Here is a 25,473-nt window from a genome sequence, read left to right as displayed (position 1 = left end):
ATCAAGCACTCTGCGTGCGGCAGAACGGTAGATTGTAACTAATTGAAACGGCTGTTATCCCTTCAGCGATGCGTTCACCCACTGCTGCAACGCGCGGCGCGAGACTTTAATGCCGCCATTTTTGAGCTCGGTCGGCAACAGCAGCCAGCGAACGGGTTGCTCAAAACGCGCCACCTTATCCCTGACCCAGTCAGGTAAACAGGTGATATCCGTGCCCGGCTCGCACTCCACCACCGCCACCGGACGTTGCCCAAACTCGGCGTCGTCCAGCGGGATGATAAACACCTGGTTAATCTGCGGATGGCGGGCGATAACACGCTCAAGGCTCTCCGGCTGGATCCCTTCTCCGCCGCTAAAAAAGAGGTTGTCCATGCGGCCCAGGATCGTCAGGCGGCCATCATGCCATTCACCGCGATCGCGGGTGGCGAACCATCCCTGCGCGTTGGTCAGCGGAACTAGATCGCCGTCCCGCCAGTAGCCTGAAGCCATACTCTGCGCCCGGATCCAGACCTCGCCGTTAACCACCTGCACCTCTCTGCCCGGCAGCGCATCGCCTACGTCCGGCTCGCCGTCCGCCGCTTTCGCGCAGACGGTAGAGGCAAACTCGGTCAGTCCGTAGCCGCAGAAGGTGCGAATCCCCTGCTCGCGCGCCTGCTGCGTCAATTCAACAGGGATGGCGGCTCCGCCCAGAAGCACCGCTTTCAGTGCGACAGGCTGGTGGGTATTAAGCAGGCGCCAGAGCTGGGTCGGCACCAGCGAGGCGTGGGTGCAGCCGAGCAACGCCTGCGCCAGCGGCTGTTTCTGGCGCACGGTTAACCGCGCCCCGGCCTGCAGCCAGCGCCATAAAATCCCCTGCCCGGAAACGTGAAACAGCGGCAGCGAAAGCAGCCAGTCGTCGTCTTCACCGTAGGGCATCAGCGCCAGCACGCCGCGCGCGCTGGCGAGATGGGCCTCGCAGGTATGCACAGCCGCTTTCGGCAGCCCGGTAGAGCCGGAGGTCAGCGTCATGGACGCGAGCCGCGACGGTTGCCACGCAACGCGATATCCACCCGCGCGCTCGCGCATGCGCAGGGCAGGAAGACCCTCACAGGTACCGTCCAGCACCAGCGCAAAGCGCAGCGTCATCTGCGGGAGCAACACGTCCAGCAGCGGGCGCGGCAGCTGCGGATTAACGGGAAGAATACGCGCCCCGCACTGGAGCAGCGCCAGCCACGCCAGCAGGGTTTGCGGGTGATTATGGGCCAGCAGCAGCACGCCGTCGCCCTCCTCCACGCCCTGCAGGTGAAACTCTGCCGCCAGGCGGTCGACGCGGGTGCACAGCTGCTGCCAGCTGAGCACCTCGTCGTTCAGCCTGAGGGCAGGTTTATCAGCAAACTGCGCGCGCCAGTGCCGCCACGGCCAGTCGGTAAAACTCATCGCAGCGGCTCCAGCGCCGCGACGTCGAGGCACGGCAGCGCGCTGTCCGGCCACGTGCGGATAAGCTGAGCCTGCATCAGGTTCAGCGTGTCGAGGCCGGGGATCGTGTCCGGCGTTAGCCAGGCGGCAATGCGCGCCAGCTGTGTCAGCCCAAGGCTGGACTCAATCGACGAGCTGATGACCGCCGTCAGCCCAGAGGCGTGCGCTGCCGCGACCTGCTCGCGCACCTTCGCCAGGCTGCCGGTCAGCGTCGGTTTAATCACCACCGCGCTGACGCCGGGCTCGGCGACAAATTCAAAATCGTCCTCGCGCAGGCTTTCATCCCAGGCGATGGCTATCCCCGTTTCGCGGGCGAACGCGCGCGAATCGTCGCGGGTTTTGCACGGTTCTTCGAGGAAGGCAATGCGGCTGCGGTACGCCGGGTTGACGTACTTTGCAAACTGCTGCGCCTTGAGCGGCGTCCAGGCGCGGTTAGCGTCCAGACGCAGATGAAGGTCGGGGATCGCCTCCAGCAGCAGGTTGGCGACCATGCCGTCGCGCACCGCTTCGTAGAGACCGACTTTAATTTTCGCCACCTTCTCGCCCGGCATGGCGGAGAGCAGCGCGAACAGCTCGTCAGGATCGCCCGTGCAGAGCGGTGCCGCGCGGTAGTTAGCCTCTTCAGGCAGGCTACCGTCCAGCTCCGCCAGCGCACAGCTGAGACCAAAAGCCGCGGAAGGCACGTCCGGCAGCGCCGGATCCGCCCCCTCACGCCACGCGTCCGCCCACGCCAGCAATGCTGACTGCGCGTCATCCAGCGACTCCAGGCTAAAGCCCGGCAGAGGCGAAATCTCGCCCCAGCCTTCCCGCTCGTCCTGCTGCAGATGCACAAAGAAGCCGTCACGGGTTTTTAACCGCCGTTCACGCAGCACCACGCCCGCGTCCATCGGTATCTGCCAGCGGTAAACCTGCGCGCGACGCATTACGGGTTCCGTTTGTATTTGCTGAAGTCCGGCTGGCGTTTTTCGTTAAACGCGTTGCGCCCTTCCTGACCCTCTTCGGTCATGTAGAACAGCATGGTGGCGTTGCCCGCGAGCTCCTGCAGACCCGCCTGACCGTCACAGTCGGCGTTGAGCGCGGCCTTCAGACAGCGCAGCGCCATCGGGCTGTTTTGCAGCATTTCACGGCACCAGCGCACGGTCTCTTTTTCGAGATCGGCAATCGGTACTACGGTATTCACCAGGCCCATATCCAGCGCTTCCTGAGCGTTGTACTGACGGCACAGGAACCAGATTTCGCGGGCTTTTTTCTGCCCGACGATGCGTGCCATGTAGGAGGCACCCCAGCCGCCGTCGAAGGATCCCACTTTCGGACCGGTCTGGCCGAAGATGGCGTTCTCGGCGGCAATGGTCAGATCGCACATCATGTGCAGCACGTGACCGCCCCCGATGGAGTAACCCGCCACCATCGCCACCACCGGTTTTGGACAGGTGCGGATCTGACGCTGGAAATCGAGGACGTTCAGATGGTGCGTACCCGCATCGTCCTGGTATCCGCCGTAGTCGCCGCGCACTTTCTGATCGCCGCCGGAGCAGAACGCCTTATCGCCTTCGCCGGTCAGGACAATCACGCCGATGTTGTCGTCGTACCGCGCATCCGCCAGGGCCTGAATCATCTCTTTCACGGTCAGCGGACGGAAGGCGTTACGCACCTGCGGGCGGTTAATAGTGATTTTGGCAATGCCGTCGGTGGATTTGTGGTAGCGAATGTCGGTGTAGCCTTCGGAGCAGTCCTGCCATTCAACCGGGGCGTAGAGCATGTTTTCATCAGGATAGATCATAGAGTGTCCTTTATTCGATAACGCAGTATCTGAGCCAGACTCGCGATAACCGCATCGGGGTTTTCCCGGTGTGCGTTGTGTCCGGCATTGGGAATTACATGGCGAACGGCGTTCACTTCCGCGGCAAGGACCGCGAACTTCTCATCCCGTTCGCCATAGAGATAGTCAAAAGAGAAATCGCGTGCGCCAAGCGCGGCACGCAAATCAGGCTGCACGGCCAGCGAGGTCGCCTCGAGCAACATCGCCAGCGTCGCGCCGCAGTTCTGGCTGCGCAGGGTAATCAGCGCCTCGCGCTGGGCGTCCGTGAGGGAGGCGAACACGGGCTGTTGATACCAGTCAGTGAACACCTTCTCCAGCGGTTCGGTGCGAAAACGCGTCGCCCAGCGGCGGTCGGATGCCCGCCGCGCATTTCTCGCATCGGCATCCTGCAGGCCCGGATGACCGCCCTCCACCATCACGCCCAGCAGCCCCTTCGGCTGCTGGCAGGCATGGAACATCGCAATGCGGCCGCCGAGGGAGTACCCGACAAGCCAGAATTTCAGTATGTTGTAACTAAGAAGGGTTCGGGTGAGCAACCTGCTCATCTCGTCAAACCCCGCCACGGCCAGATCCCGGGATCTACCGTGACCCGGCAGATCCAGGTACAGCCGGGGGTAATCGCTGAGCCCTTCACCGACCCTCTGCCACTCGCGGCAGTCCCCGGAAAAACCGTGCAAAAAGACCAGCCAGGGATAGCCTGGTTTTCCAGCCCGCTGCACGCCAGAGAGGATCACAGCTGGCTCACCTGCGCAAGCAGGCTTTGCAGGGCCTGCGCACCGTCAGCATCGTTCACCACCAGCTCAATCAGCGTCGCCCCCGGCTGCTTCCAGGCGCTGCTTAACGCCGCGTCCAGCTGTTCCCAGCTTTCCGGGCGATGGTATTTCAGGCTAAACATCGCCGCGGCGTGTTCGAACTGCACGTTCTGCGGCATCAGATAAAAGCGTTCGCGCTCGCTCTGCGGCGTTGGCAGCAGGGAGAAAATCTGCCCGCCGTTGTTGTTGACCACAATCAGCACAAACGGGGCTGACGCCTGACGCAGCAGCGCCAGCGCGTTGAGATCGTAGAGCGCGGAGAGATCGCCCACGATCGCCAGCGTCGACTTCGCGCTGGCGCGCTGCACGCCCGCCGCCGTGGAGATCAGCCCGTCGATGCCGCTGGCACCGCGGTTGCTGTACACCGGGTAGCCCACGGGCAGCTTCGAAAACGCGTCAATCAGGCGCACGACCAGGCTATTGCCGACAAACAGTTGCCCCTGTTCAGGCAGGCACTGGCGAATACGGTGCGCCAGCCCGGCCTCGCTAAACGCTTCACAGTGCGCTTTGGTCAGCTCCCACGCCTGGCGCGAAAGGTCCGGGATGGCCACCGCCCAGGGCTTGCGTTTTTCAGCCGGATGAAGCGTCAGCCAGGCGTCAATACTGCTGACCAGACGACGACCGCGGTGGTGCGCCGGGTCAAGCCGCCCTTCCAGCGCGTCCACCAGCCAGTACTCTTCCGGCGTGCAGGTGGCCTGCCACTGCAGTAACCGTTTGCCGGTCAAACTCGATCCAAGCTGAACCACAATCTGCGCCTGCGCCAGCTCGGTGACCGCTTTGGCATTACCCAGCCAGAGATCGGCGCACGGCAGCGGCTGACCGGTCTGGGAAAGCACGTCGCCTATCAGGGGCCAGCCAAGGGTTTGCGCCCATTCGGCAACCAGTTTGCCTTCGGCGGCGCTCATGCGCCCGGCGATCACCACGCCGCGCTTCTGCCGCCAGAAGAACCAGTCGCGCTGCTTTGCGCTCTCAAGATGCGTCTGCTCGCGCAGCCACGGTTTTTCACTCTCCCACCAGTCGCCAAGCGACTGCTGCCAGTCAAGACCCGTGTCGTCCAGCTCACCGTAGAGCGGCTCGGCAAACGGGCAGTTGATATGCAACGCCCCGCTGCGCAACGTCTCCATGGCGTGATCGACGGTGGAGACCAGCCAGCTTGCCGGAATATCGTGGGTGGGACGCGGTAGCGAAATCGTCTGCGAAGGATGCGAAGCAAAGAGCCCCGGCTGGCGAATGGCCTGATTGGCGCCGCAGTCGATAAGCTCAGGGGGGCGATCGGCCGTCAGTAAGATCAGTTTTTCACCGGTTAACCCGGCTTCAATCAGGGCCGGATAGAGGTTCGCCACGGCGGTACCGGAGGTGACGATCACCGCTACAGGTTCTTTGCTGACTTTCGCCAGCCCGAGCGCAAGATGGCCGAGACCGCGTTCATCAAAGTGGGTGTGGTGAATCAACGCCCGGTTTTCAGCGGCCGCCAGCGTCAGCGGCGTTGAACGAGAACCCGGTGCAATACACACGTGCCTGACGCCATGGCGCGTCAAGGCTTCAAGGATCACCGCCGCCCAGCGTCGGTTAAAAGAACTTACTGACATGAGATTGTCCGGTATCAAGAATGCGACACAGTATAAATAATAGAAAAAATTGGAATTTTGATATGAATCGGGATTGCGCGATTCAGTATTAATCCCTTAGGAGCAGAGAGCGCAATCCGGCGGCTTTGTTTTCAATCTCCTGCCACTCCTGCTCCGGGTCAGACCCGCTGACAATACCGGCGCCGGCGTAGAGCCGCAGAGAATCCTCCAGAACGCGCGCGGAGCGCAACGCCACGCAGAACTCACTCTGTTCGGGAGATAAATATCCGGCCGAACCGGCGTACCATTCGCGGTTAAAGGGTTCAACCTTCTGGATAAACTCGCGCGCAGGCTGTCGGGGTAATCCGGCAACGGCCGCGGTCGGCTGTAACATGAGCAGACACTGCTCATCATCGGCCTGTTTGAGCTCGGTCCAGATACAGCGGCGCAAATGCTGCACTTTACGCAGGCGTACCACCTGGGCGGGCAGTACCTCAAGCGTCTGCGTATGGTGCTGAAGTCGCTGGCAGATATCTTCCACGACCAGCATATTTTCGCGCTGGTTTTTATCGTCATTGAGCAGCCACTCGCCCAGACGCTGCGCCTGTTTATCATCATTGTGGCTGGCGACGGTGCCCGCCAGCGCTTCCGTGCGCAGCAGCTTGCCGCGCCGCCGCCAGAGACGCTCGGGCGTAGAGCCAAGAAACGCGTTGCTGGCGTCGAATACCATGCAGAAATGGTAGCAGTGTAAATTCAGGGCGCGGCTGGCCGCCATCAGCGCGACGGGGTTAACGCGCTGCGTGAACTGCAGATCGGTTGCCCTCGCGAGGACGACCTTTTCAAAATCACCGCGCACGATGGTCTCCGTCGCCGTGCGGATAAGCTTCAGCCATTCGGCCTGCTGCGGCTGATGGGTTTCGTGCTCAACCTGAACGGACAGCGGACGGATAGATCTCGCAGGACGGAGCTGCTGTAAAAAATCCAGCGCGGCGCGGGCATCCTCCTGAAGCGAGCGGTTGCTCCACAGCTGCAGGCGCAGCGTGGCGTTACCGGCGGTGCGTCGCCAGAGCAGTCGCGGTAAAAAGAGGCTACCCTGCTCCGGATTAAAGGCGTTCAGGCCGCAGATACGGGTATCACCTGCTGCGTTTTGCTCGCGCAAAAACTGCGAGGCTAACGCCAGAGAGGAAAATTGGGTGACTGCCCCCAGCGCGGCCAGCTCTTCATCGCCGTTACGCTGCTGCCAGTAAAACTGCGGATAACACTGCTGCTCGCCCAGCCAGGCGAGGGGATCGAAGGCGTCGTTTAACGGGAAAGAGACGTCGAAATGACGTATGCCGGGTGCTGCGGGTAACGCTTGCGATAGCTGGCTACGCAGTTGCTCCAGCGCGAGGAAAATCGAATTCACGCGAACCTCTCCCTGTTAAAACCTCGTATTATACGGGGTACTGACCATAAATAGCAGTACCCACGTATAGGGAGTGGTTAAGCGGCTTAACGACGGGCTAAGAGCAGCCCCAGTACCAGACCTACGGCAGCACCCACTCCAATGCCCTGCCACGGTTTTTCATGCACGTAATCATCGGCACGATACACCGCTTTTTTGGCACGGTAATAGTAAGTATCTGACGCATGGCTGACGCGGTTTTTCACTTCATGCAGCGCCTGCTCGGCACGGGCCTTTAGCTCAATATATTTCTGATCGGCAGGGTCGCCCGAGGAACGTAACACCTCTTCAAGCGTTTCGCTCAGTAAGGCCAGGTCGTCGTCGATACGGGTATCCCAGGATTGAAATGACATATTTTTCTCCATGTTAGTACACCAGTCCGCTAACTATAGCCAACGTGCCGCCATTACGCCTGTTTCGTTTCCCGCGCCATGCCGATGTGGGGAATGCCATCTTCGTCATACACTTCCGTTACCGGCGTGAAGCCAAAGTGGGCATAGAACGACTGCAGGTGCGCCTGCGCGCCCAGGTATAACGCCTTGTCCGGCCACTGTTTCCGGCACGCCTCCAGCGTTTTTTCCATCAGCTGATAGCCCAGTTTTTCGCCGCGCGCCTTGCCGCTGATGATGACGCGGCCAATGACGACAGGCTCAAAATCGTCTTCGCTTTTCAGAATCCTCGCATACGCCACCAGCTCGTTATCCCGCCAGCCGAGGATATGGCGGTTCTCGCCAACGAGGTCATCGCCGTCGATGTCCTGATACGGGCAGGTCTGTTCCACAACAAACACTTCGCAGCGCAGTTTCAGCAGGGCGTAAAGTGCATTAACGGTGAGGTCACTATGATGTAAATCTTGCCACTGGATCATGTCAGTCTCCTTCCTGGGGTTCATCACGTTATACTAAACCCCTCCCCGTTCGGCAAAGGGCTGATTGCGTTATGGAACTGATTTTTCTGGGTACGTCCGCTGGCGTGCCAACCCGCTCACGGAACGTGACGGCGATCCTGCTGGATCTTAAGCACCCCACCCGGGGCGGGCTGTGGCTGTTTGACTGCGGTGAAGGGACGCAGCATCAGCTGTTACACACCGTTTATCACCCCGGCAAGCTGGATAAAATTTTTATCACCCACCTGCATGGCGACCATCTGTTTGGCCTGCCCGGCCTGCTCTGCAGCCGCTCGATGGCCGGTAACGCCAACCCGCTGACGATTTACGGGCCAGCGGGTATTCGTGAATTTGTTGAAGCTACGCTGCGCCTGAGCGGGTCATGGACCGATTATCCGCTGGAGGTCGTTGAGATAACCGAAGGCCTGGTTTTCGACGACGGGGATTATCGGGTGACTGCTCAACCGCTCAATCATCCTGTGGAGTGCTATGGCTACCGCATTGAGGCGCATGACAAACCCGGCGCGCTGGATGCCGCCGCGCTGATGGCCGACGGCGTAAAACCCGGGCCGCTGTTCCAGCGTCTGAAGCACGGAGAGACCGTCACGCTGGAGGACGGACGCGTCATCAACGGCCAGGATTATCTCGCCGCACCGCAGCCCGGCAAAAAACTGGCGATTTTTGGCGATACGGCCCCGTGCCCGGCGGCGCTCACGCTGGCCCAGGGCGTGGACGTAATGGTGCATGAAGCGACGCTTGAAGCGGCGATGGAAGAGAAAGCCAACAGCCGGGGCCACAGCTCCACGCGTCAGGCGGCGCAGCTTGCCCGTGACGCGGGCGTCGGGCGGCTCATCGTCACCCACGTCAGCTCGCGCTACGACGCGCGGGGATGCGCAAGCCTGCTGGCAGAGTGCCGCACGCTGTTTCCGGAATGTGAGCTGGCCGAAGATTTCGCTCAGGTCAGCGTTTAGTCCTTCATTTTTCCCTCAGGATGCCGATAACGATTAAAAGGTCAGCATTTCTCTCGAGGGTAGAATGGATAATTTCCAGAAAGATATTGATGACAGGGCGAATCTGACCCTGTCGAACCGTTTTGAACTGTTGCTGTTCCGTCTTGGCACCTCTCTTAACGAAAATAAATCCGAGCTGTTTGGCATTAACGTCTTTAAGCTGCGTGAAATTGTGCCGATGCCGGAGTTCACGAAACCCGCCGGGATGAAATCACCGCTGATGGGAATGGTGAATATTCGCGATCAGGTGATCCCGGTGATTGACCTGGCCGCCGTGGCGGGCTGTAAGCCCACCACCGGACTGAACATCCTGCTGATTACCGAATATGCGCGCAGCGTGCAGGCGTTTGCCGTGGAATCGGTTGAGAACATCATGCGTCTGGACTGGAAGCAGGTGCACGCGGCGGAAACCGCCGTCAGCGGTCGCTACATCACCAGCATTGCGTGTCTTGACGAGAAGACCGATACCAACGATCTGGCGATGGTGCTGGACGTTGAGCAGATCCTGTATGACATCACCCCGGCCAATCACGATCTGCACGCCACGAACCTGAAGACCACCAAATTCCATATCAAGCCAGGCGCTGTCGCCATCGTCGCGGAAGACTCCAAAGTGGCGCGCTCGATGCTGGAGAAAGGTATGCAGGCAATGGAGATCCCGGCGCAGCTGCATATCACCGGCAAAGAGGCGTGGGAAAAAATTGGCGTGCTGGCGGCACAGGCCCAGGCTGAAGGGGTTCCCATCACCGATAAGATCGCTCTGGTGCTGACCGACCTCGAAATGCCGGAGATGGACGGTTTTACGCTGACGCGCAAAATTAAAACCGACCCGTTCCTGAAAGACATTCCGGTGGTGATCCACTCTTCCCTTTCCGGCAACGCCAACGAAGACCATATTCGCAAGGTGAAGGCGGACGGGTATGTCGCGAAGTTTGAGCTGAACGAGCTGTCGTCGGTGATTGAGGAAGTGCTGGACCGCTCGATGAAGAAGATTGACGGGCCGTTGATTAGCCGGAAGCAGCTGGCTTAGTCGGGTGGCGCTACGCTTACCCGACCTACAAAACCCGTAGGCCCTGCAAGCGTAGCGCCGCTGGGCAAACCATAAAAAAAACCCGCCGAGGCGGGTTTTTTCGTTACGTGCGGGCTGGTGCCCTCACCCCATCCCTCTCCCACTGGGAGAGGGCGCAAACATTAAAAAAGGCAACTTTCGTTGCCTTTTTGCTTTCACCTTACATCAGCGGCATCGCTCGCTGCACGATATCAATCAGCGGCTGCGGATAGATACCGAAGATCAGCACCAGCAGCGCGGAGATAAGCACTACGATACCACCGGCGCTGTACTGCCAGTTGGTTGGGGCATCACGGTTGAGCTGCTGAGGCGCGCTCAGGTACAGGCTCACGGCCACGCGCAGGTAGTAGTAGAGACCAATCGCGGAGCCGATAACCACGCCCGCAGTCAGCCACCACAGGTGCGCCTGCACACCGACGGCCAGCACGTAGAACTTACCGATAAAGCCGAGCGTCATCGGGATGCCCGCCAGAGAGAGCATCATCACGGTCATCACCGCGGACAGAATTGGACGGTGCCAGAACAGACCACGGTAGGAGAACAGTGAATCGGCATCCGGACCACGGTAAGGACTGGACATCAGGCTCACCACGCCGAAGGCGCCGAGGCTGCTGAACAGGTAGCCGGCCAGATACACGCCCACGGCTTCCATCGACATCTCACCGCTCTGCAGCGCAATCAGCGCCACCATCAGGTAGCCCAGATGAGAGATAGACGAGTAGCCCAGCAGACGCTTGATGTTGGTCTGGCTCAGCGCCATCAGGTTACCGAAGATGATGGAGACGAACGCGATAATGCCCAGCACCACGCGAACCGCTTCGCTGTCACCTACCGGTGCGTACAGGAACAGACGCATGACCACACCGAAGATAGCGATTTTGCTCGCCGTCGCCAGGAAGGTCGACACCGGAGCCGGAGCGCCCTGGTATACGTCTGGCGTCCACAGGTGGAACGGCACCAGAGAGAGTTTAAAGCCGAGGCCAACGATCATCATGCCCAGACCCGCCAGCAGCAGCGGCTCATGCAGCATGCCGTCACCGAGGCTCTTGCCGAGCGCCATGAAGGAGAGGTTACCGGACTGTGCGTACAGCAGCGCAATACCAAACAGCAGGAACGAGGACGCAGCAGCAGACAGAATGGTGTACTTGATGCTTGCTTCCAGCGAGCGCTTCTGACGGAAGGCGTAACCAATCAGACCGAACAGCGGCAGAGAGATCAGCTCAATACCGAGGAACAGCGCGGCCAGATGGTTCGCATTCGCCAGCAGAATGCCGCCCAGCGCGGCAATCAGAACCAGCAGGTAAAACTCTTCTTTATTGTCGTTGTAGCCTTCGAGCCACGGGTACGCAAAGGTGCAGGTTGCCAGGCTCGCCAGCAGAACCAGACCGGTATACAGCATGGCGTAACCGTCAACGCGCATCAGCGGGGTGACGTCCATCGCCCCACCCTGGCCAACAAACCAGAGAGAGACTAACGCGGCATTCAGGCCGATGACCGACAGCGTGGCATTCAGGAAGTGATTGCGTCGCCACGCAATGGAGAGCATCACAACCACCACCGTCAATCCGACGATCAGCAGCGGTAGCAGCGCGATCAGTTGTTGTGGAGTTATTGTCATGGCGAATTACGGCCTTGTAGTAGAAGCAGAATTAACAAACCACTGCTGGATATTACCCATCGCGCTATGCGAGGTATCCAGAATCGGCTGCGGGAAGAAGCCCAGCAGCACCAGCAGTACGACCAGCAGCAGGATGATGAACAGCTCACGCAGCGACATCCCCGGCAGTTCTTGTGCAGCAATTTCGCTCTTCGCTTTACCGAAGTAAGCGCGGTGCAGCATCGCCAGCGAGTACACGGAAGCGAACACCAGACCAAAGGTGGAGATCACAGTAATCACCGGCACCACTTTGAAGCTGCCGAACAGAATCATAAATTCGCCGACGAAGTTACCGGTACCCGGCATCCCCAGGGTAGCCACCGCGAAGAACATGGACAGCGCTGGCAGCCACTTAATTTTGCTCCACAGACCGCCCATCATGCGCATGTCGCGGGTATGCAGACGTTCGTACAGCTGACCGCACAGGATGAAGAGGCCAGCTGCGGACAGACCGTGCGCAATCATCTGGATTACCGCGCCCTGGTACGCCAGCTGGCTGCCGGTGTAGATAGCAATCAGCACGAAGCCCATGTGGGAAACGGAGGTGTAGGCAATCAGACGCTTGATGTCGTACTGCGTGAAGGCCATCCAGGCACCGTAGAAGATACCGATCACACCCAGCCACATGGCAATCGGTGCGAACTCAGCGGAGGCATTCGGGAATAGCGGCAGTGCGAAACGCAGCAGACCGTAGGCCGCCGTTTTCAGCAAGATGCCCGCCAGGTCAACGGAACCCGCCGTTGGTGCCTGAGAGTGCGCGTCTGGCAGCCAGCCGTGCAGCGGAACGACCGGCATTTTCACCGCGAACGCGATGAAGAAGCCCAGCATCAGCAGGTATTCAACGCCGTGGGACATTGGCGTTTTCAGCAGATCTTCGTAGTTGAAGGTCCAGGTGCCGGTCGCGTTGTGGTGAACAAACACCAGCGCCAGAATGGCAATCAACATCACCAGACCACTCGCCTGGGTATAGATGAAGAACTTGGTTGCCGCCGTGATACGCGTTTTACCGTCGGACGCCTTGTGGCCCCACAGCGCGATCAGGAAGTACATCGGCACCAGCATCATCTCCCAGAAGAAGAAGAACAGGAACATGTCGATGGCAAGGAACACGCCGATAACGCCGCCCAGGATCCACATCAGGTTCAGGTGGAAGAAGCCCTGGTATTTTTCGATTTCTCGCCAGGAGCAAAGTACCGCCAGAACGCCGAGCAGACCGGTCAGCACCACCATCAGCAGCGACAGACCGTCAATCGCCAGGTGGATCGTAATCCCGAAACGCGGGATCCACGGCAGGATGAACTCAGACTGCCACTGTGGAATACCCGCAGACTGGGTCAGTGAGTAACCGCCCTGCAACCACAGTTGCAGGCCAAGCGCGAGCGTCAATCCCATGGTGATCAGCGCGATCCAGCGCGGCATCTTCACGCCAAAGCGTTCAGTCTGCCAGCACAGGAAGCCGCCGATGAAGGGAATTAATATTAGCCAGGGTAGTAACATGGCGATTTTTATTCCTTGTTAAAGTCCCTAAGGGACCGATTTTCAACAAATTCGACAAAATTCACGCGTTAGTGCGGTTTGTGGTGTCGGGCGGCGCTCACGCTTACCCGACCTACGGTCTCGTAGGCCCGGTAAGCGCAGCGCCACCGGGCAAAACCACTATCGCAACACCATCAGCAGCGCCAGTACGACAACCGCACCGATGCTCATGGACGCCACATACCAGCGCAGGTAACCGTTCTCGCTGTACAGCAGGCCTTTACCTGCAAAGCGGGAGAGGATCGCCGGGATATTCATCAGGCTGTTCAGAGGGTCGCGCTTCACCAGCCACGCAATGCCCAGGAACGGCTTAACGAAGATCATGTCGTACAGCCAGTCGAAGCCCCACGCGTTGTACCACCAGGTGCCCAGCAGACGGCCCGGGGCGCTGTTGGCAACGGCAGTCACCAGCGTACGTTTACCCAGCCACAGCCATGCTGCAATCAGGATGCCCGCGATAGCGACCACGCCGGAGGTGATTTCAAGCGTCAGAACGCGACCGTGCTCAAGCTCGGTGGTGTCTGGCAGTACGCCCTGCAGCGGCGGCACAATCATCGCGCCAACGAAGGTGGACAGTACCAGCAGCACAATCAGCGGCAGGTGGTGGGTAATCCCCTTCCCTGCGTGAGCGTGAATTTGTTCTTTACCGTGGAATACGATGAAAATCATACGGAAGGTATACAGGGAGGTCATGAACGCACCGACCAGACCCGCAACCATCAGATTGATATGACCATTCGCCATGGCGCCCGCAAGGATTTCGTCCTTACTGAAGAAGCCCGCGGTGATGAGCGGCAGTGCCGCCAGCGCCGCGCCGCCCACCAGGAAGCAGATATAAACCAGCGGGATGGACTTACGCAGTCCGCCCATCTTGAAGATGTTCTGCTCGTGATGGCAGGCCAGAATCACAGAACCGGATGAGAGGAACAGCAGCGCTTTAAAGAACGCGTGCGTCATCAGGTGGAAAATGGCTGCGTCCCACGCCTGGACGCCCAGCGCCAGGAACATGTAACCAATCTGGCTCATGGTGGAGTACGCGAGAACGCGTTTGATGTCGGTCTGCACCAGCGCGGCAAAGCCTGCCAGCACCAGCGTTACCGCACCGACGATACCCACCAGATGCAGAATTTCCGGGGTCATCAGGAACAGGCCATGGGTACGCGCAATCAGGTAGACACCGGCGGTTACCATGGTCGCGGCGTGGATCAGCGCGGAGACAGGGGTTGGACCCGCCATCGCGTCGGCCAGCCATGTCTGCAACGGCAGCTGCGCGGATTTACCCACGGCACCACCCAGCAGCATCAGCGTTGCCCACCACAGCATGTTGTTGCCTGCGGCGAAGTGCGCCGGCGCCAGTTCCACCATTTCGCGGAAGTTCAGCGTGCCCAGTTCGTTGTACAGAATGAACAGCGCGAAAGCGAGGAAGACGTCACCCACGCGGGTTACGACGAACGCTTTCATGGCCGCTGCGCCATTCTTCGGATCGGTGTAGTAGAAACCGATCAGCAGGTAAGAACACAGACCCACGCCTTCCCAGCCCAGATACATCAGCAGCAGGTTATCGGCCAGCACCAGAACCACCATGCTGGCGATAAACAGGTTGGTGTAGGCGAAGAAGCGGGAGTAACCCTCTTCACCGCGCATGTACCAGGAGGCGAACATGTGGATCAGGAAGCCAACGCCGGTGACCACGGAGAGCATGGTCAGCGAGAGGCCGTCCAGCACCAGGTTGAAGCCGATGTTGAAATCACCGACCGACATCCAGGTCCACAGCGGCACGCTGAAAGGCTGACGCCCGTTGTTAAAGAAGTCGATACCCGCATACGCTGTGACCAGCGCAGCCAGGCCGATGGAGCCAATGCCCACGGTCGCTGACAGATTCTCAGACCAGCGGCCGCGAGAAAACGCCAGCAGCACGAAGCCAATCAGCGGAAAAATAATGGTTAAGGCAAGCATGTTCATCCACGCAACTCACTTACTGAATCGATGTTCAGGTTCTGGCGGCGACGATGGAGCTGCAGCAACAGCGCCAGGCCAATACTCGCTTCGGCAGCCGCGAGGCTGATGGCGAGAATGTACATCACCTGACCATCGGTCTGGCCCCAGTAGCTTCCGGCGACCACGAAGGCCAGCGCGGAGGCGTTAATCATGATTTCCAGACCGATCAGCATAAACAGCAGATTGCGGCGGATAACCAGACCGGTCAAACCCAGGACGAATAAAATCGCAGCGAGGATCAGTCCATGTGTTAAGGGGATCATGCGCGCTCCTCCATTTTTCTTTTCGCGCGGTCGTCAGTGCGGTTGCTCAGCACCTCGCCAGCGCGCTCTTCGCGGCCAACGTGGAAAGCAACAACCAGACCTGCCAGCAGCAGCATTGAGGCCAGTTCAACCGCCAGAACGTATGGGCCAAAGAGCGTAATACCGACCTCTTTAGCGCTGATTGGCGTTCCGTCGATACCCTGATCGTTCACGCCCAGAATGGCGTAAACGATCACCACCAGCATGATGGCCGACAAAATTGCCGGGCCAATCCACACCTGCGGTTTTAACCACTGACGTTCCTGCTCAATTTCAGAGCCGCCCAGGTTCAGCATCATCACCACGAACACGAACAGCACCATGATGGCCCCGGCGTAGACGATGATTTCCAGCGCACCGGCGAAGTGTGCACCCAGCGCGAAGAACACCCCGGAAATGGCCAGCAGCGAGATGATTAAGTACAGCAGCGCATGCACCGGATTGGTGTGCGTGATCACTCGCAGCGTAGCCAGGATGGCGATAAGGCCACAGATATAAAAAGCGAATTCCATTGCCCTCTCCTTACGGTAACAGGCTCTTGACGTCGATAGGCTTAGCTTCGTTCTCTGCTTCGCCCTTATCTTTGCCGTCGATTGCCATACCCGCCATCCGGTAGAAGTTATATTCCGGGTATTTGCCCGGACCGGAAATCAGCAGATCCTCTTTCTCGTACACCAGGTCCTGACGCTTGTACTCACCCAGCTCGAAGTCTGGAGTCAGCTGAATCGCCGTGGTTGGGCACGCTTCTTCACACAGACCGCAGAAGATGCAGCGTGAGAAGTTGATGCGGAAGAACTCAGGGTACCAGCGGCCGTCTACCGTCTCTGCTTTCTGCAGAGAGATACAGCCTACCGGACACGCTACCGCACACAGGTTACAGGCAACGCAGCGCTCGGAACCGTCCGGGTCGCGCGTCAGCACGATACGGCCACGGTAGCGCGGCGGCAGATATACCGGCTCTTCCGGGTACATCCGGGTTTCGCGTTTGGCAAACGCGTGCAGGCCGATCATCCAGATACTGCGTACCTGGGTACCGAAGCCTACCAGTAATTCTTTTAAGGTCATGGTCTATAGCCCCTTATGGCTGCTGCCAGAGAATGACAGCCGCCGTTACCAACAAGTTGACGAGCGTCAGCGGCAGGCACACTTTCCAGCCGAAGGACATTACCTGGTCATAACGCGGACGCGGTAACGCTGCGCGAATCAAAATGAACATCATCATGAAGAACGCGGTTTTCAGCGCGAACCAGATGAACGGCGGTAAGAACGGGCCATGCCAGCCACCGAAGAACAGCGTTACCATCAACGCGGAAATGGTGACGATACCGATGTACTCGCCCACAAAGAACAGACCGAACTTCATACCGGAATATTCAATGTGGTAACCGTCGGCCAGTTCCTGTTCGGCTTCTGGCTGGTCAAACGGGTGACGGTGACACACGGCCACGCCCGCGATAGCAAAGGTAATAAACCCAAAGAACTGCGGGATAACGTTCCAGATGTCGGCCTGGTTATTGACGATGTCGGTCATGTTGAATGAACCGGCCTGCGCCACCACGCCCATCAGGGAGAGACCCAGGAACACTTCGTAGCTCAGCGTCTGCGCGGAAGCACGCATCGCACCCAGCAGCGAGTATTTGTTGTTACTGGACCAGCCTGCGAACAGCACCGCGTAAACCGCGAGGCCTGCCATCATCAGGAAGAACAGAATGCCGATGTTCAGGTCAGCAACCACCCAGGTCGGGCTGACCGGAACGATAGCAAACGCCAGCAGCAGCGAGGTGAAGGCGATCATCGGTGCCAGAGTAAAGATCACGCGGTCCGAGAAGCGCGGGATCCAGTCCTCTTTAAAGAACATCTTGATCATGTCCGCAACCAGCTGGAGTGAACCACCCCAGCCCACGCGGTTCGGTCCGTAACGGTTCTGGAACAGACCGAGCAGACGACGTTCACCAAAGCTCATGAACGCGCCGCAGGTGACCACCACCAGCAGGATAACAACCGCTTTCAGAATGCTCAGCAGAATGTCGATAAGATCCGGCGTTAACCAACTCATGCTTTTGCCTCCTGCAGGTTATCAAGACGCGCACCCGCCAGAACCGGCGCGATGCCAGGCATACCCATCGGCAGACCCACCTGCCCCGCTGTCAGACCTTCGGAGATAATCAGCGGCAGGCTGATTGTCTGGCCGTCATAGCTAAAGGCAATGTTTGCGCCCGCGTTAACGCCAAGCTTCGCGGCATCCGCCGGGTTGAGCTTGATGTACGGCTGCGGCATGCGGGTCTGGAAGACCGGTGAACGCTGGGAAAGCTCGTCGCTACCGAACAGATGGTAGTACGGCGCGATACGCCAGTTGCCATCCTGCGCCTGGAAGCTCGCCGGAACGGTCGTGAAGAAGTCCAGACCGGTTTCGGAGGCTTCAATCAGACGCACGCCCGGATCGCCATGGCGCAGGGAGCCACCCACTTCAGCCTGGAACTTGTTCCATGCCTGCGGGGAGTTCCAGCCCGGAGCCCATGCGAATGGGATCTGTGAACGCGGAGCAGACGGCTGGTTGTTCCCTTCCATAGAGAAGGCGAACATGGTGTCTTTATCCTGCGGCTGGCGCGGTTCGTGTACGCTGATATTGGCACGCATCGCGGTACGACCGCTGTAACGGTGCGGTTCACGCGCCAGTTTCTGGCCGCGAATGCGGAAGCTTGCTTCAGGTGCGGCATCTTTAATGCCTGCCAGCTGAGGCAGTTTTTCGACTACCGCGTCGATAACGTGGTCGAGCTGCGTCCAGTCCACTTCACGGCTCTGCACGGTGCTGTGCAGGGAGTGCAGCCAGCGCCAGCTTTCCAGCATCACGGTGTTGCTGTCGTAGTACGCCGGGTCATAAACCTGGAAGAAACGCTGTGCGCGGCCTTCGTTGTTAATCACCGTACCGTCGCTTTCTGCGAAGCTTGCCGCAGAGAGCACCAGGTGCGCTTTGTCCATGATCGCGGTGCGCTGATGGTCAATGACCATCACCAGCGGCGCTTTGGAGAGCGCGGCGTCAACGCGAGCGGCAGAGGCGTGGCGGTGCAGGTCGTTTTCCAGCACCACAACGGCGTCGGCAGAACCGGATTCCAGTTCGCTTAACGCTTCTTCCAGCGAGCCGCCGCCGATCATACCCAGACCAATGCTGTTTACCGCACGGGCAATCATGGTCACGCCGACGTCCGCACCGCGGCCTTTCAGAGCTTTGGCAACGTTGGCTGCCGCCTGAATAATCTCGGCGCTGCCGGCGTTGGTCCCGGAAATAATCAGCGGTTTCTTCGCTCCCGCCAGCGCCTGAACAATCACGTCAACCTTGTTCTGCAGGTCGCGTTCCAGTTCAACGGCCGGAGAGCTGCTGTCCAGAGCGTGGGCAATCGCAAAGCCAAGGCGCGCCTGATCTTCAACCGGTGCGCAGTAGGTCCACGCCGCGATATCGTCCAGACGGGTGTTATCGACGTTGGTCACAAACAGAGGATGCTTCGCGCGCTGGCCGATGTTCAGGATTGCCGCAATCTGCCAGTCAGCCACTTTCTGCGCCGCTGCCATTTCACGTGCTTTACCCTTCACCGCCTGACGAACCGCCAGAGCCGCGCGTGCGCCCGTCTGCGTCAGGTCTTCACCCAGCACCAGGACCGCATCATAAGATTCAATTTCGCGCAGCGCAGGGGTGTGAATACCGCCTTCACGCAGCACTTTCAGTACCAGCTGCAGACGTTCCTGCTCGCCCTGGGCGATACCGGTATAGAAGTTTTCCGCGCCAACCAGCTCGCGCAGCGCGAAGTTGCTTTCGATGCTGGCGCGCGGGGAGCCGATACCGATCACTTTCTTCGACTGGCGCAGAATGTCTGCCGCGCCCTGCATCGCCTGTTCAGCGTTCAGGGTAATGAAGTCGTCGCCACGGCGCTGAACCGGCTGACGCGGACGGTCTTTCAGGTTCACATAGCCATAGCCGAAACGACCACGGTCGCAGAGGAAGTAGTGGTTAACGGTGCCGTTGTAACGGTTTTCGATACGACGCAGTTCGCCGTAACGCTCACCCGGGCTGGTGTTACAGCCGAGGGAACACTGCTGGCAGATGCTTGGCGCAAACTGCATGTCCCATTTACGGTTGTAACGCTCGGAGTGGGTTTTATCCGTGAATACGCCGGTCGGGCAGATTTCTACCAGGTTACCGGAGAATTCGCTTTCCAGCACGCCGTCTTCCGGACGACCGAAGTAGACGTTATCGTGCGCGCCATATACGCCCAGATCCTGACCGTCTGCATAGTCTTTGTAGTAACGCACGCAGCGGTAGCAGGCGATGCAGCGGTTCATTTCGTGAGAGATGAACGGCCCCAGGTCCTGGTTGCGGTGGGTACGCTTGGTAAAGCGATAGCGACGGAAGCTGTGGCCGGTCATCACGGTCATATCCTGAAGGTGGCAGTTACCGCCCTCTTCACAGACCGGACAGTCGTGCGGGTGGTTGGTCATCAACCATTCCACAACGCTTTCGCGGAACTGTTTCGCTTCTTCGTCATCAATCGAAATAAAGGTGCCTTCGGTGGCTGGCGTCATACAGGACATCACCAGGCGACCACGCGTGTCTTCCGCGTTTTGATATTGCTTCACCGCACACTGGCGGCAAGCACCGACGCTGCCCAGCGCCGGATGCCAGCAAAAGTACGGAATATCGAGGCCAAGAGACAGACAAGCTTCCAGCAGGTTGTCCGCCCCGTTGACTTCGTATTCTTTGCCGTCTACATGAATCGTAGCCATTAGCATGCTTCCAGTTGGCTCGGTCGAAACCGAGCGTTAATCAAAATTCTTGTCGTTACCAGCGCGCTTTAAGCAGGTTCGGCTGAATCCCATTAATCGCATGGGTATTGCTGAAGGGCTGCTTGATGCCTGCTTCGAACTCGTCGCGGAAATATTTGATCGCGCTCTGCAGAGGTTCGACGGCACCCGGTGCGTGGGCACAGAAGGTTTTACCCGGGCCTAAGAATCGACACAGTTGCTCAAGCGTCTCGATATCCCCTGGCTGGCCTTCGCCACGTTCGATTGCACGCAGGATCTTCACGCTCCACGGCAGACCATCACGGCACGGTGTACACCAGCCGCAGGACTCGCGGGCGAAGAACTCTTCCAGGTTACGCACCAGCGAGACCATGCCGATCTCGTGGTCGACGGCCATCGCCAGCGCCGTACCCAGACGGCTGCCTGCTTTACCAATGCTTTCGAATTCCATTGGCAGGTCAAGGTGGGCTTCGGTCAGGAAGTCAGTCCCTGCCCCACCCGGCTGCCAGGCTTTGAATTTCAGGCCATCGCGCATGCCGCCCGCGTAGTCTTCAAGAATTTCACGTGCGGTGGTACCGAACGGCAGTTCCCAGACGCCAGGATTTTTAACGCGACCAGAGAAGCCCATCAGCTTGGTACCGGCATCTTTGCTTGAGGAGATGCCCTGATACCACTCCACGCCGTTGGCGAGGATAGCCGGAACGTTACACAGGGTTTCAACGTTGTTTACGCAGGTCGGTTTACCCCATACGCCGGAGCTTGCCGGGAACGGTGGCTTGGAACGCGGGTTCGCGCGGCGGCCTTCCAGGGAGTTAATCAGCGCGGTTTCTTCACCGCAGATGTAACGCCCGGCGCCGGTGTGCACGAACAGTTCAAAGTCAAAGCCAGTGCCCAGGATGTTTTTACCCAGCAGACCCGCTTCGGTGGCTTCGGCAATCGCGCGACGCAGGTTTTCCGCCGCTTCGATGTACTCACCGCGCAGGAAGATGTAGCCACGGTAGGCTTTCAGCGCGAACGCGGAGATCAGCATGCCTTCCACCAGCAGGTGCGGCAGCTGTTCCATCAGCAGGCGGTCTTTATAGGTGCCCGGCTCCATTTCATCGGCGTTACACAGCAGGTAACGGATGTTCATGGATTCGTCTTTCGGCATCAGGCTCCACTTCAGACCGGTGGAGAAGCCCGCACCGCCGCGCCCTTTCAGGCCGGAGTCTTTCACCGCATTAACGATGTCATCCGGTGCCATGCCGCCGAGGGCTTTACGCGCACCGGCATAGCCATTTTTGCTCTGGTATTCGTCGAGCCATACCGGCTGTTTGTCATCGCGCAGACGCCAGGTCAGCGGATGCGTCTCAGCAGTACGAATTACAGTTTTCATTTGTACTGCTCCAGCAGGTCAGGAATCGCTTCCGGCGTCAGATGGCTGTGAGTGTCCTCATCAATCATCATGGTCGGCCCCTTGTCGCAGTTACCCAGGCAGCAGGTTGGCAGCAGAGTAAAGCGTCCATCGAACGTGGTCTGGCCCGGCTTGATATTGAGCTTCTTCTCAATCGCAGCCTGGATGCCCTGATAACCGGTGATGTGGCAGACAACGCTGTCACAGTAGCGGATCACATGGCGGCCAACCGGCTGACGGAAGATCTGGCTGTAGAACGTGGCTACGCCCTCTACGTCGCTTGCCGGAATACCCAGCACTTTCGCGATCTCGTAGATCGCCCCATCCGGCACCCAACCACGCTGTTTCTGTACGATTTTCAGCGCTTCAATGGACGCCGCACGCGGGTCTTCGTAGTGGTGCATCTCATGCTCAATGGCGGCACGTTCTGCTTCACTCAGCTCAAAAGCCTCGGTTTGTGGTTGTTGATTCTCGTGCATAATTAGCGGTCCACATCTGACATAACAAAATCGATACTACCCAGATACACAATCAGGTCGGAGACCAGACTGCCGCGGATGGCGGACGGGATCTGCTGCAGGTGCGCAAAGCTCGGCGTACGCACGCGGGTACGGTAGCTCATGGTGCTGCCGTCACTGGTCAGGTAGTAACTGTTAATACCCTTGGTCGCTTCAATCATCTGGAAGGATTCTTGCGCCGGCATGACCGGACCCCAGGAAACCTGCAGGAAGTGGGTGATCAGGGTTTCGATATGTTGCAGCGTGCGCTCTTTCGGTGGCGGCGTCGTCAGCGGGTGATCCGCCTTGAACGGGCCTTCCGGCATGTTGTTGAGGCACTGCTCAAGGATGCGCAGACTCTGGCGCAGCTCTTCTACTTTCAGCATCACGCGGGTGTAGCAGTCGGAGACACCGCCGCCCACCGGGACTTCAAAGTCGAAGTTCTCGTAGCCAGAGTAAGGACGGGCTTTACGCACGTCGAAATCAATACCGGTCGCACGCAGACCTGCACCGGTGGTACCCCACTCCAGCGCTTCTTTCGCGCCGTAGGCGGCAACGCCCTGGGAACGGCCTTTCAGGATGGTGTTACGCAGCGCGGCTTTCTCGTAAGACGCCAGACGTTTTGGCATCCAGTCGAGGAATTCACGCAGCAGACGGTCCCAGCCGCGCGGCAGATCGTGTGCCACGCCGCCGATACGGAACCAGGCCGGGTGCATACGGAAACCGGTAATCGCTTCCACCAGATCGTAGATTTTCTGACGGTCGGTAAAGGCGAAGAAGACCGGCGTCATCGCGCCGACGTCCTGAATGAACGTGGAGATGTACAGCAGGTGGCTGTTGATACGGAACAGTTCTGACAGCATAACGCGAATCACGTTAACGCGATCCGGGGTAACGATTCCCGCCAGTTTCTCAACGGCCAGCACGTATGGCATCTCGTTGACGCAGCCGCCGAGGTACTCGATACGGTCGGTATACGGAATGTAGCTGTGCCAGGACTGACGCTCGCCCATCTTCTCAGCACCACGGTGGTGGTAGCCGATGTCAGGCACGCAGTCGACAATCTCTTCGCCATCAAGCTGAAGAATAATACGGAATGCACCGTGCGCAGACGGGTGGTTCGGACCGAGGTTGAGGAACATGAAGTCCTCGTTGTCGGTACCGCGCTTCATGCCCCAGTCTTCCGGCTTGAAGGTCAGCGCTTCCATCTCCAGATCCTGCTTGGCTTTGGTCAGCTCAAACGGATCGAATTCGGTTGCACGTGCCGGGTAGTCTTTACGCAGCGGGTGGCCGGTCCAGGTCTGCGGCATCATGATGCGCGTCAGGTGCGGGTGGCCGTCGAAGGTCATGCCGAACATTTCCCAGGTTTCACGCTCGTACCAGTTGGCGTTCGGGAACAGTTTGGTGATAGTCGGCAGATGCATGTCGTTTTCAGACAATGCCACCTTGAGCATAATATCCGTATTACGGTCTATTGAGATCAGGTGGTAGAAAACGGAAAAATCCGCAGCAGGGAGACCCTGGCGGTGGGTACGTAGACGTTCATCCATGCCGTGTAAGTCAAACAGCATGACGTACGGTTTTGGCAATTTCTTGAGGAAATCGACAACTTCCAGCAATTGCTCACGCTTCACCCAAACAACGGGTACCCCGGTGCGGGTAGCCTGAACAGTAAAGGCATCCGGCCCAAAACGGTTGCGCAGTTCGCCAATGACTGGGTCATCCAGATGATCCCGGGTCTGCCAGGCGGCTTCTTGCGCGGTTAAGTCGGTCATATTGTTCACCATTGCAAATGGTCCGTGGTGACTGTTGAGCCTGGCTTCGCGCTATTTGAGTAGTGATATGCGAAGGTGTTCTCCAGGCCTACAGGCGCAAATTAAATTTCGTCAGGCGTACGCAGATTGGTGACGGCAATACGTTCACCACGTTTACGCTCGCGCTCAGACTGCATGTTCGCGCGATACACACCCTGATCGCCAACAACCCACGACAGTGGGCGACGTTCTTTACCGATAGACTCCTGCAGCAGCATCAGCGCCTGCATGTAAGCTTCCGGACGTGGCGGACAACCCGGGATGTACACATCCACTGGAATAAACTTATCTACGCCCTGCACGACGGAATAGATGTCGTACATACCGCCAGAGTTTGCACATGCGCCCATGGAGATAACCCATTTAGGCTCCAGCATCTGGTCATAAAGACGCTGAATGACAGGTGCCATCTTAGTAAAGCACGTACCGGCTACCACCATCAGGTCAGCCTGACGTGGGGAAGCACGCAGTACCTCAGCCCCAAAACGCGCAACGTCATGCACCGCAGTGAATGACGTCACCATTTCAACGTAGCAGCAAGAAAGGCCAAAGTTGTATGGCCAGATGGAGTTCTTACGACCCCAGTTGACCATATCGTGCATGGCATGTTCGAGTTTGCCCATGTACACGCTTTTGTTGACTTCTTGCTCCAGGGGGTCGGTTACGATCTCCTGTTTTTGCAGGGGGTAACGGTCATTCTCACCGTTAGGATCTATGCGGGTGAGCGTATAATCCATCTTATTGCCTCGCTGTTACTGCTGACGATTAGAGATACTGTTTTCCGGGTTGATGTGTTCACGGCGTGAACGCACAGGTGTCCAGTCCAGCGCGCCAATACGCACCAGATAAACCAGACCGGCCAGTAGCACTAAAATGAAAATTGCGGCCTCGACAAAGCCCACCCAACCACTTTCGCGAATGGAGGTAGACCACGCGAAGAGGTAAAGCGCTTCCACGTCGAAGATGACGAAGAACATGGCTACCAGGTAGAACTTGGCAGACAGGCGTAAGCGAGCGGTACCTACTGAATCAATACCTGATTCGAAAGGTGTGTTTTTGTGCCTTGCGCGGGCGCGACCGCCCAGGAACCAGCCGCCGACTAACATCAGGCAGCACAGGCCAATGGCTACAATAAGAAAGATTGCGAATGCCCAGTGATGAGCGATGACTTCTGTGGATGTTGACATACTCATTGCTTACTCATCAAAAGTGATACCAACGACACTGCTCTTGCTGGCAGATGGGCATCACATCGATTCATGGGGAGGAACAAATAACCTTACACTAACTGTCATAAATGAGACGTAGACAGCAAAATGATGGGGTTTTTTACTCCTTTCTATAACCTATTGTCAACTTTAACAAAGGTTTCTTCACATTAAATTACATCGAGCGATTCTCATTAACATTTGGTGCCCT

Annotated in this window: 23 protein-coding genes; 2 read left to right on the top strand and 21 right to left on the bottom strand. The window is 58.5% G+C overall.

Annotated elements, in window-relative coordinates; all coding sequences use genetic code 11:
- Positions 1-54: 54 nt before the first annotated feature.
- The 8 genes from menE to V4835_RS07885 form a co-directional block, all read right to left on the bottom strand.
- Positions 55-1,416: an o-succinylbenzoate--CoA ligase gene (gene menE / locus V4835_RS07920; protein ID WP_331411846.1), complete on the bottom strand. Its 1,362-nt coding sequence runs from the start codon at positions 1,414-1,416 to the stop codon at positions 55-57.
- The gene (gene menC / locus V4835_RS07915; RefSeq protein ID WP_331411845.1) at positions 1,413-2,378 is read right to left on the bottom strand and encodes an o-succinylbenzoate synthase; all 966 of its coding nucleotides are present in this window, start codon (positions 2,376-2,378) and stop codon (positions 1,413-1,415) included. The genes menE and menC overlap by 4 nt, the downstream gene beginning before the upstream one ends.
- Positions 2,378-3,235, bottom strand: coding sequence for a 1,4-dihydroxy-2-naphthoyl-CoA synthase (menB, locus tag V4835_RS07910; RefSeq protein WP_023312524.1), 858 nt, complete (start codon positions 3,233-3,235; stop codon positions 2,378-2,380). The genes menC and menB overlap by 1 nt, the downstream gene beginning before the upstream one ends.
- A complete protein-coding gene (gene menH, locus V4835_RS07905) occupies positions 3,232-4,008 on the bottom strand; it encodes a 2-succinyl-6-hydroxy-2,4-cyclohexadiene-1-carboxylate synthase (RefSeq protein WP_331411843.1) in 777 nt (258 codons plus the stop codon). The genes menB and menH overlap by 4 nt, the downstream gene beginning before the upstream one ends.
- Positions 4,005-5,675 carry a 2-succinyl-5-enolpyruvyl-6-hydroxy-3-cyclohexene-1-carboxylic-acid synthase gene (menD, locus tag V4835_RS07900; protein ID WP_331411842.1) on the bottom strand — a complete coding sequence of 557 codons (1,671 nt, stop codon included), beginning with the start codon at positions 5,673-5,675 and terminating at the stop codon, positions 4,005-4,007. The genes menH and menD overlap by 4 nt, the downstream gene beginning before the upstream one ends.
- A gap of 88 nt (positions 5,676-5,763) precedes the next feature.
- Positions 5,764-7,059: an isochorismate synthase MenF gene (menF, locus tag V4835_RS07895; RefSeq protein ID WP_331411840.1), complete on the bottom strand. Its 1,296-nt coding sequence runs from the start codon at positions 7,057-7,059 to the stop codon at positions 5,764-5,766.
- An 86-nt stretch (positions 7,060-7,145) separates the two neighbouring features.
- Positions 7,146-7,451, bottom strand: coding sequence for a stress response protein ElaB (elaB, locus tag V4835_RS07890; protein ID WP_008500219.1), 306 nt, complete (start codon positions 7,449-7,451; stop codon positions 7,146-7,148).
- A gap of 53 nt (positions 7,452-7,504) precedes the next feature.
- On the bottom strand, positions 7,505-7,966 hold the full coding sequence (locus tag V4835_RS07885) for a GNAT family N-acetyltransferase (protein WP_063143736.1): 462 nt from the start codon (positions 7,964-7,966) through the stop codon (positions 7,505-7,507).
- Between the two features lie 71 nt (positions 7,967-8,037).
- Here V4835_RS07885 and rbn point away from each other — a divergent pair, with 71 nt between their 5' ends.
- Positions 8,038-8,955, top strand: coding sequence for a ribonuclease BN (gene rbn / locus V4835_RS07880; RefSeq protein ID WP_063143735.1), 918 nt, complete (start codon positions 8,038-8,040; stop codon positions 8,953-8,955).
- A gap of 64 nt (positions 8,956-9,019) precedes the next feature.
- Positions 9,020-10,024, top strand: a complete 1,005-nt coding sequence (locus V4835_RS07875; protein ID WP_331411836.1) for a chemotaxis protein — start codon at positions 9,020-9,022, stop codon at positions 10,022-10,024.
- A gap of 199 nt (positions 10,025-10,223) precedes the next feature.
- Here the strand turns inward: V4835_RS07875 and nuoN are convergent, their stop codons facing one another.
- From nuoN to nuoA, 13 genes are all read right to left on the bottom strand, one after another.
- Entirely contained in the window at positions 10,224-11,681 is a 1,458-nt protein-coding gene (gene nuoN, locus V4835_RS07870; RefSeq protein ID WP_029740937.1) for an NADH-quinone oxidoreductase subunit NuoN, read from the bottom strand.
- Positions 11,682-11,687: 6 nt separating this feature from the next.
- Positions 11,688-13,217 carry an NADH-quinone oxidoreductase subunit M gene (nuoM, locus tag V4835_RS07865; protein ID WP_023312532.1) on the bottom strand — a complete coding sequence of 510 codons (1,530 nt, stop codon included), beginning with the start codon at positions 13,215-13,217 and terminating at the stop codon, positions 11,688-11,690.
- Between the two features lie 159 nt (positions 13,218-13,376).
- Positions 13,377-15,218 carry an NADH-quinone oxidoreductase subunit L gene (gene nuoL, locus V4835_RS07860; protein WP_063143734.1) on the bottom strand — a complete coding sequence of 614 codons (1,842 nt, stop codon included), beginning with the start codon at positions 15,216-15,218 and terminating at the stop codon, positions 13,377-13,379.
- Positions 15,215-15,517, bottom strand: a complete 303-nt coding sequence (gene nuoK, locus V4835_RS07855; protein ID WP_003861496.1) for an NADH-quinone oxidoreductase subunit NuoK — start codon at positions 15,515-15,517, stop codon at positions 15,215-15,217. Before nuoK ends, nuoL begins: the two co-directional genes overlap by 4 nt.
- Positions 15,514-16,068 (bottom strand): NADH-quinone oxidoreductase subunit J, encoded by a 555-nt coding sequence (gene nuoJ / locus V4835_RS07850; protein WP_331411835.1) that lies wholly within the window; start codon positions 16,066-16,068, stop codon positions 15,514-15,516. The genes nuoK and nuoJ overlap by 4 nt, the downstream gene beginning before the upstream one ends.
- 10 nt (positions 16,069-16,078) lie before the next feature.
- Positions 16,079-16,621 (bottom strand): NADH-quinone oxidoreductase subunit NuoI, encoded by a 543-nt coding sequence (nuoI, locus tag V4835_RS07845; RefSeq protein WP_003861491.1) that lies wholly within the window; start codon positions 16,619-16,621, stop codon positions 16,079-16,081.
- Between the two features lie 13 nt (positions 16,622-16,634).
- A complete protein-coding gene (nuoH, locus tag V4835_RS07840) occupies positions 16,635-17,612 on the bottom strand; it encodes an NADH-quinone oxidoreductase subunit NuoH (RefSeq protein ID WP_047346615.1) in 978 nt (325 codons plus the stop codon).
- Positions 17,609-20,332 carry an NADH-quinone oxidoreductase subunit NuoG gene (nuoG, locus tag V4835_RS07835; protein ID WP_331411832.1) on the bottom strand — a complete coding sequence of 908 codons (2,724 nt, stop codon included), beginning with the start codon at positions 20,330-20,332 and terminating at the stop codon, positions 17,609-17,611. The genes nuoH and nuoG overlap by 4 nt, the downstream gene beginning before the upstream one ends.
- A 55-nt stretch (positions 20,333-20,387) precedes the next feature.
- Positions 20,388-21,725, bottom strand: a complete 1,338-nt coding sequence (gene nuoF, locus V4835_RS07830) for an NADH-quinone oxidoreductase subunit NuoF (RefSeq protein ID WP_023312536.1) — start codon at positions 21,723-21,725, stop codon at positions 20,388-20,390.
- On the bottom strand, positions 21,722-22,222 hold the full coding sequence (gene nuoE / locus V4835_RS07825) for an NADH-quinone oxidoreductase subunit NuoE (protein WP_006176513.1): 501 nt from the start codon (positions 22,220-22,222) through the stop codon (positions 21,722-21,724). The genes nuoF and nuoE overlap by 4 nt, the downstream gene beginning before the upstream one ends.
- Positions 22,223-22,224: 2 nt before the next feature.
- Positions 22,225-24,027 (bottom strand): NADH-quinone oxidoreductase subunit C/D, encoded by a 1,803-nt coding sequence (gene nuoC, locus V4835_RS07820; RefSeq protein ID WP_023312537.1) that lies wholly within the window; start codon positions 24,025-24,027, stop codon positions 22,225-22,227.
- 89 nt (positions 24,028-24,116) lie between these two features.
- A complete protein-coding gene (nuoB, locus tag V4835_RS07815) occupies positions 24,117-24,791 on the bottom strand; it encodes an NADH-quinone oxidoreductase subunit NuoB (RefSeq protein ID WP_003861482.1) in 675 nt (224 codons plus the stop codon).
- 15 nt (positions 24,792-24,806) lie between these two features.
- Positions 24,807-25,247: an NADH-quinone oxidoreductase subunit NuoA gene (nuoA, locus tag V4835_RS07810; RefSeq protein WP_003861475.1), complete on the bottom strand. Its 441-nt coding sequence runs from the start codon at positions 25,245-25,247 to the stop codon at positions 24,807-24,809.
- Positions 25,248-25,473 lie beyond the last annotated feature (226 nt).

Origin of the sequence: Enterobacter cloacae complex sp. CARB60, assembly GCF_036487345.1 — a bacterium.
Classification (GTDB): Bacteria; Pseudomonadota; Gammaproteobacteria; order Enterobacterales; family Enterobacteriaceae; genus Enterobacter; species Enterobacter asburiae_D.
This window is presented reverse-complemented; position numbering and strand designations above follow the sequence as displayed.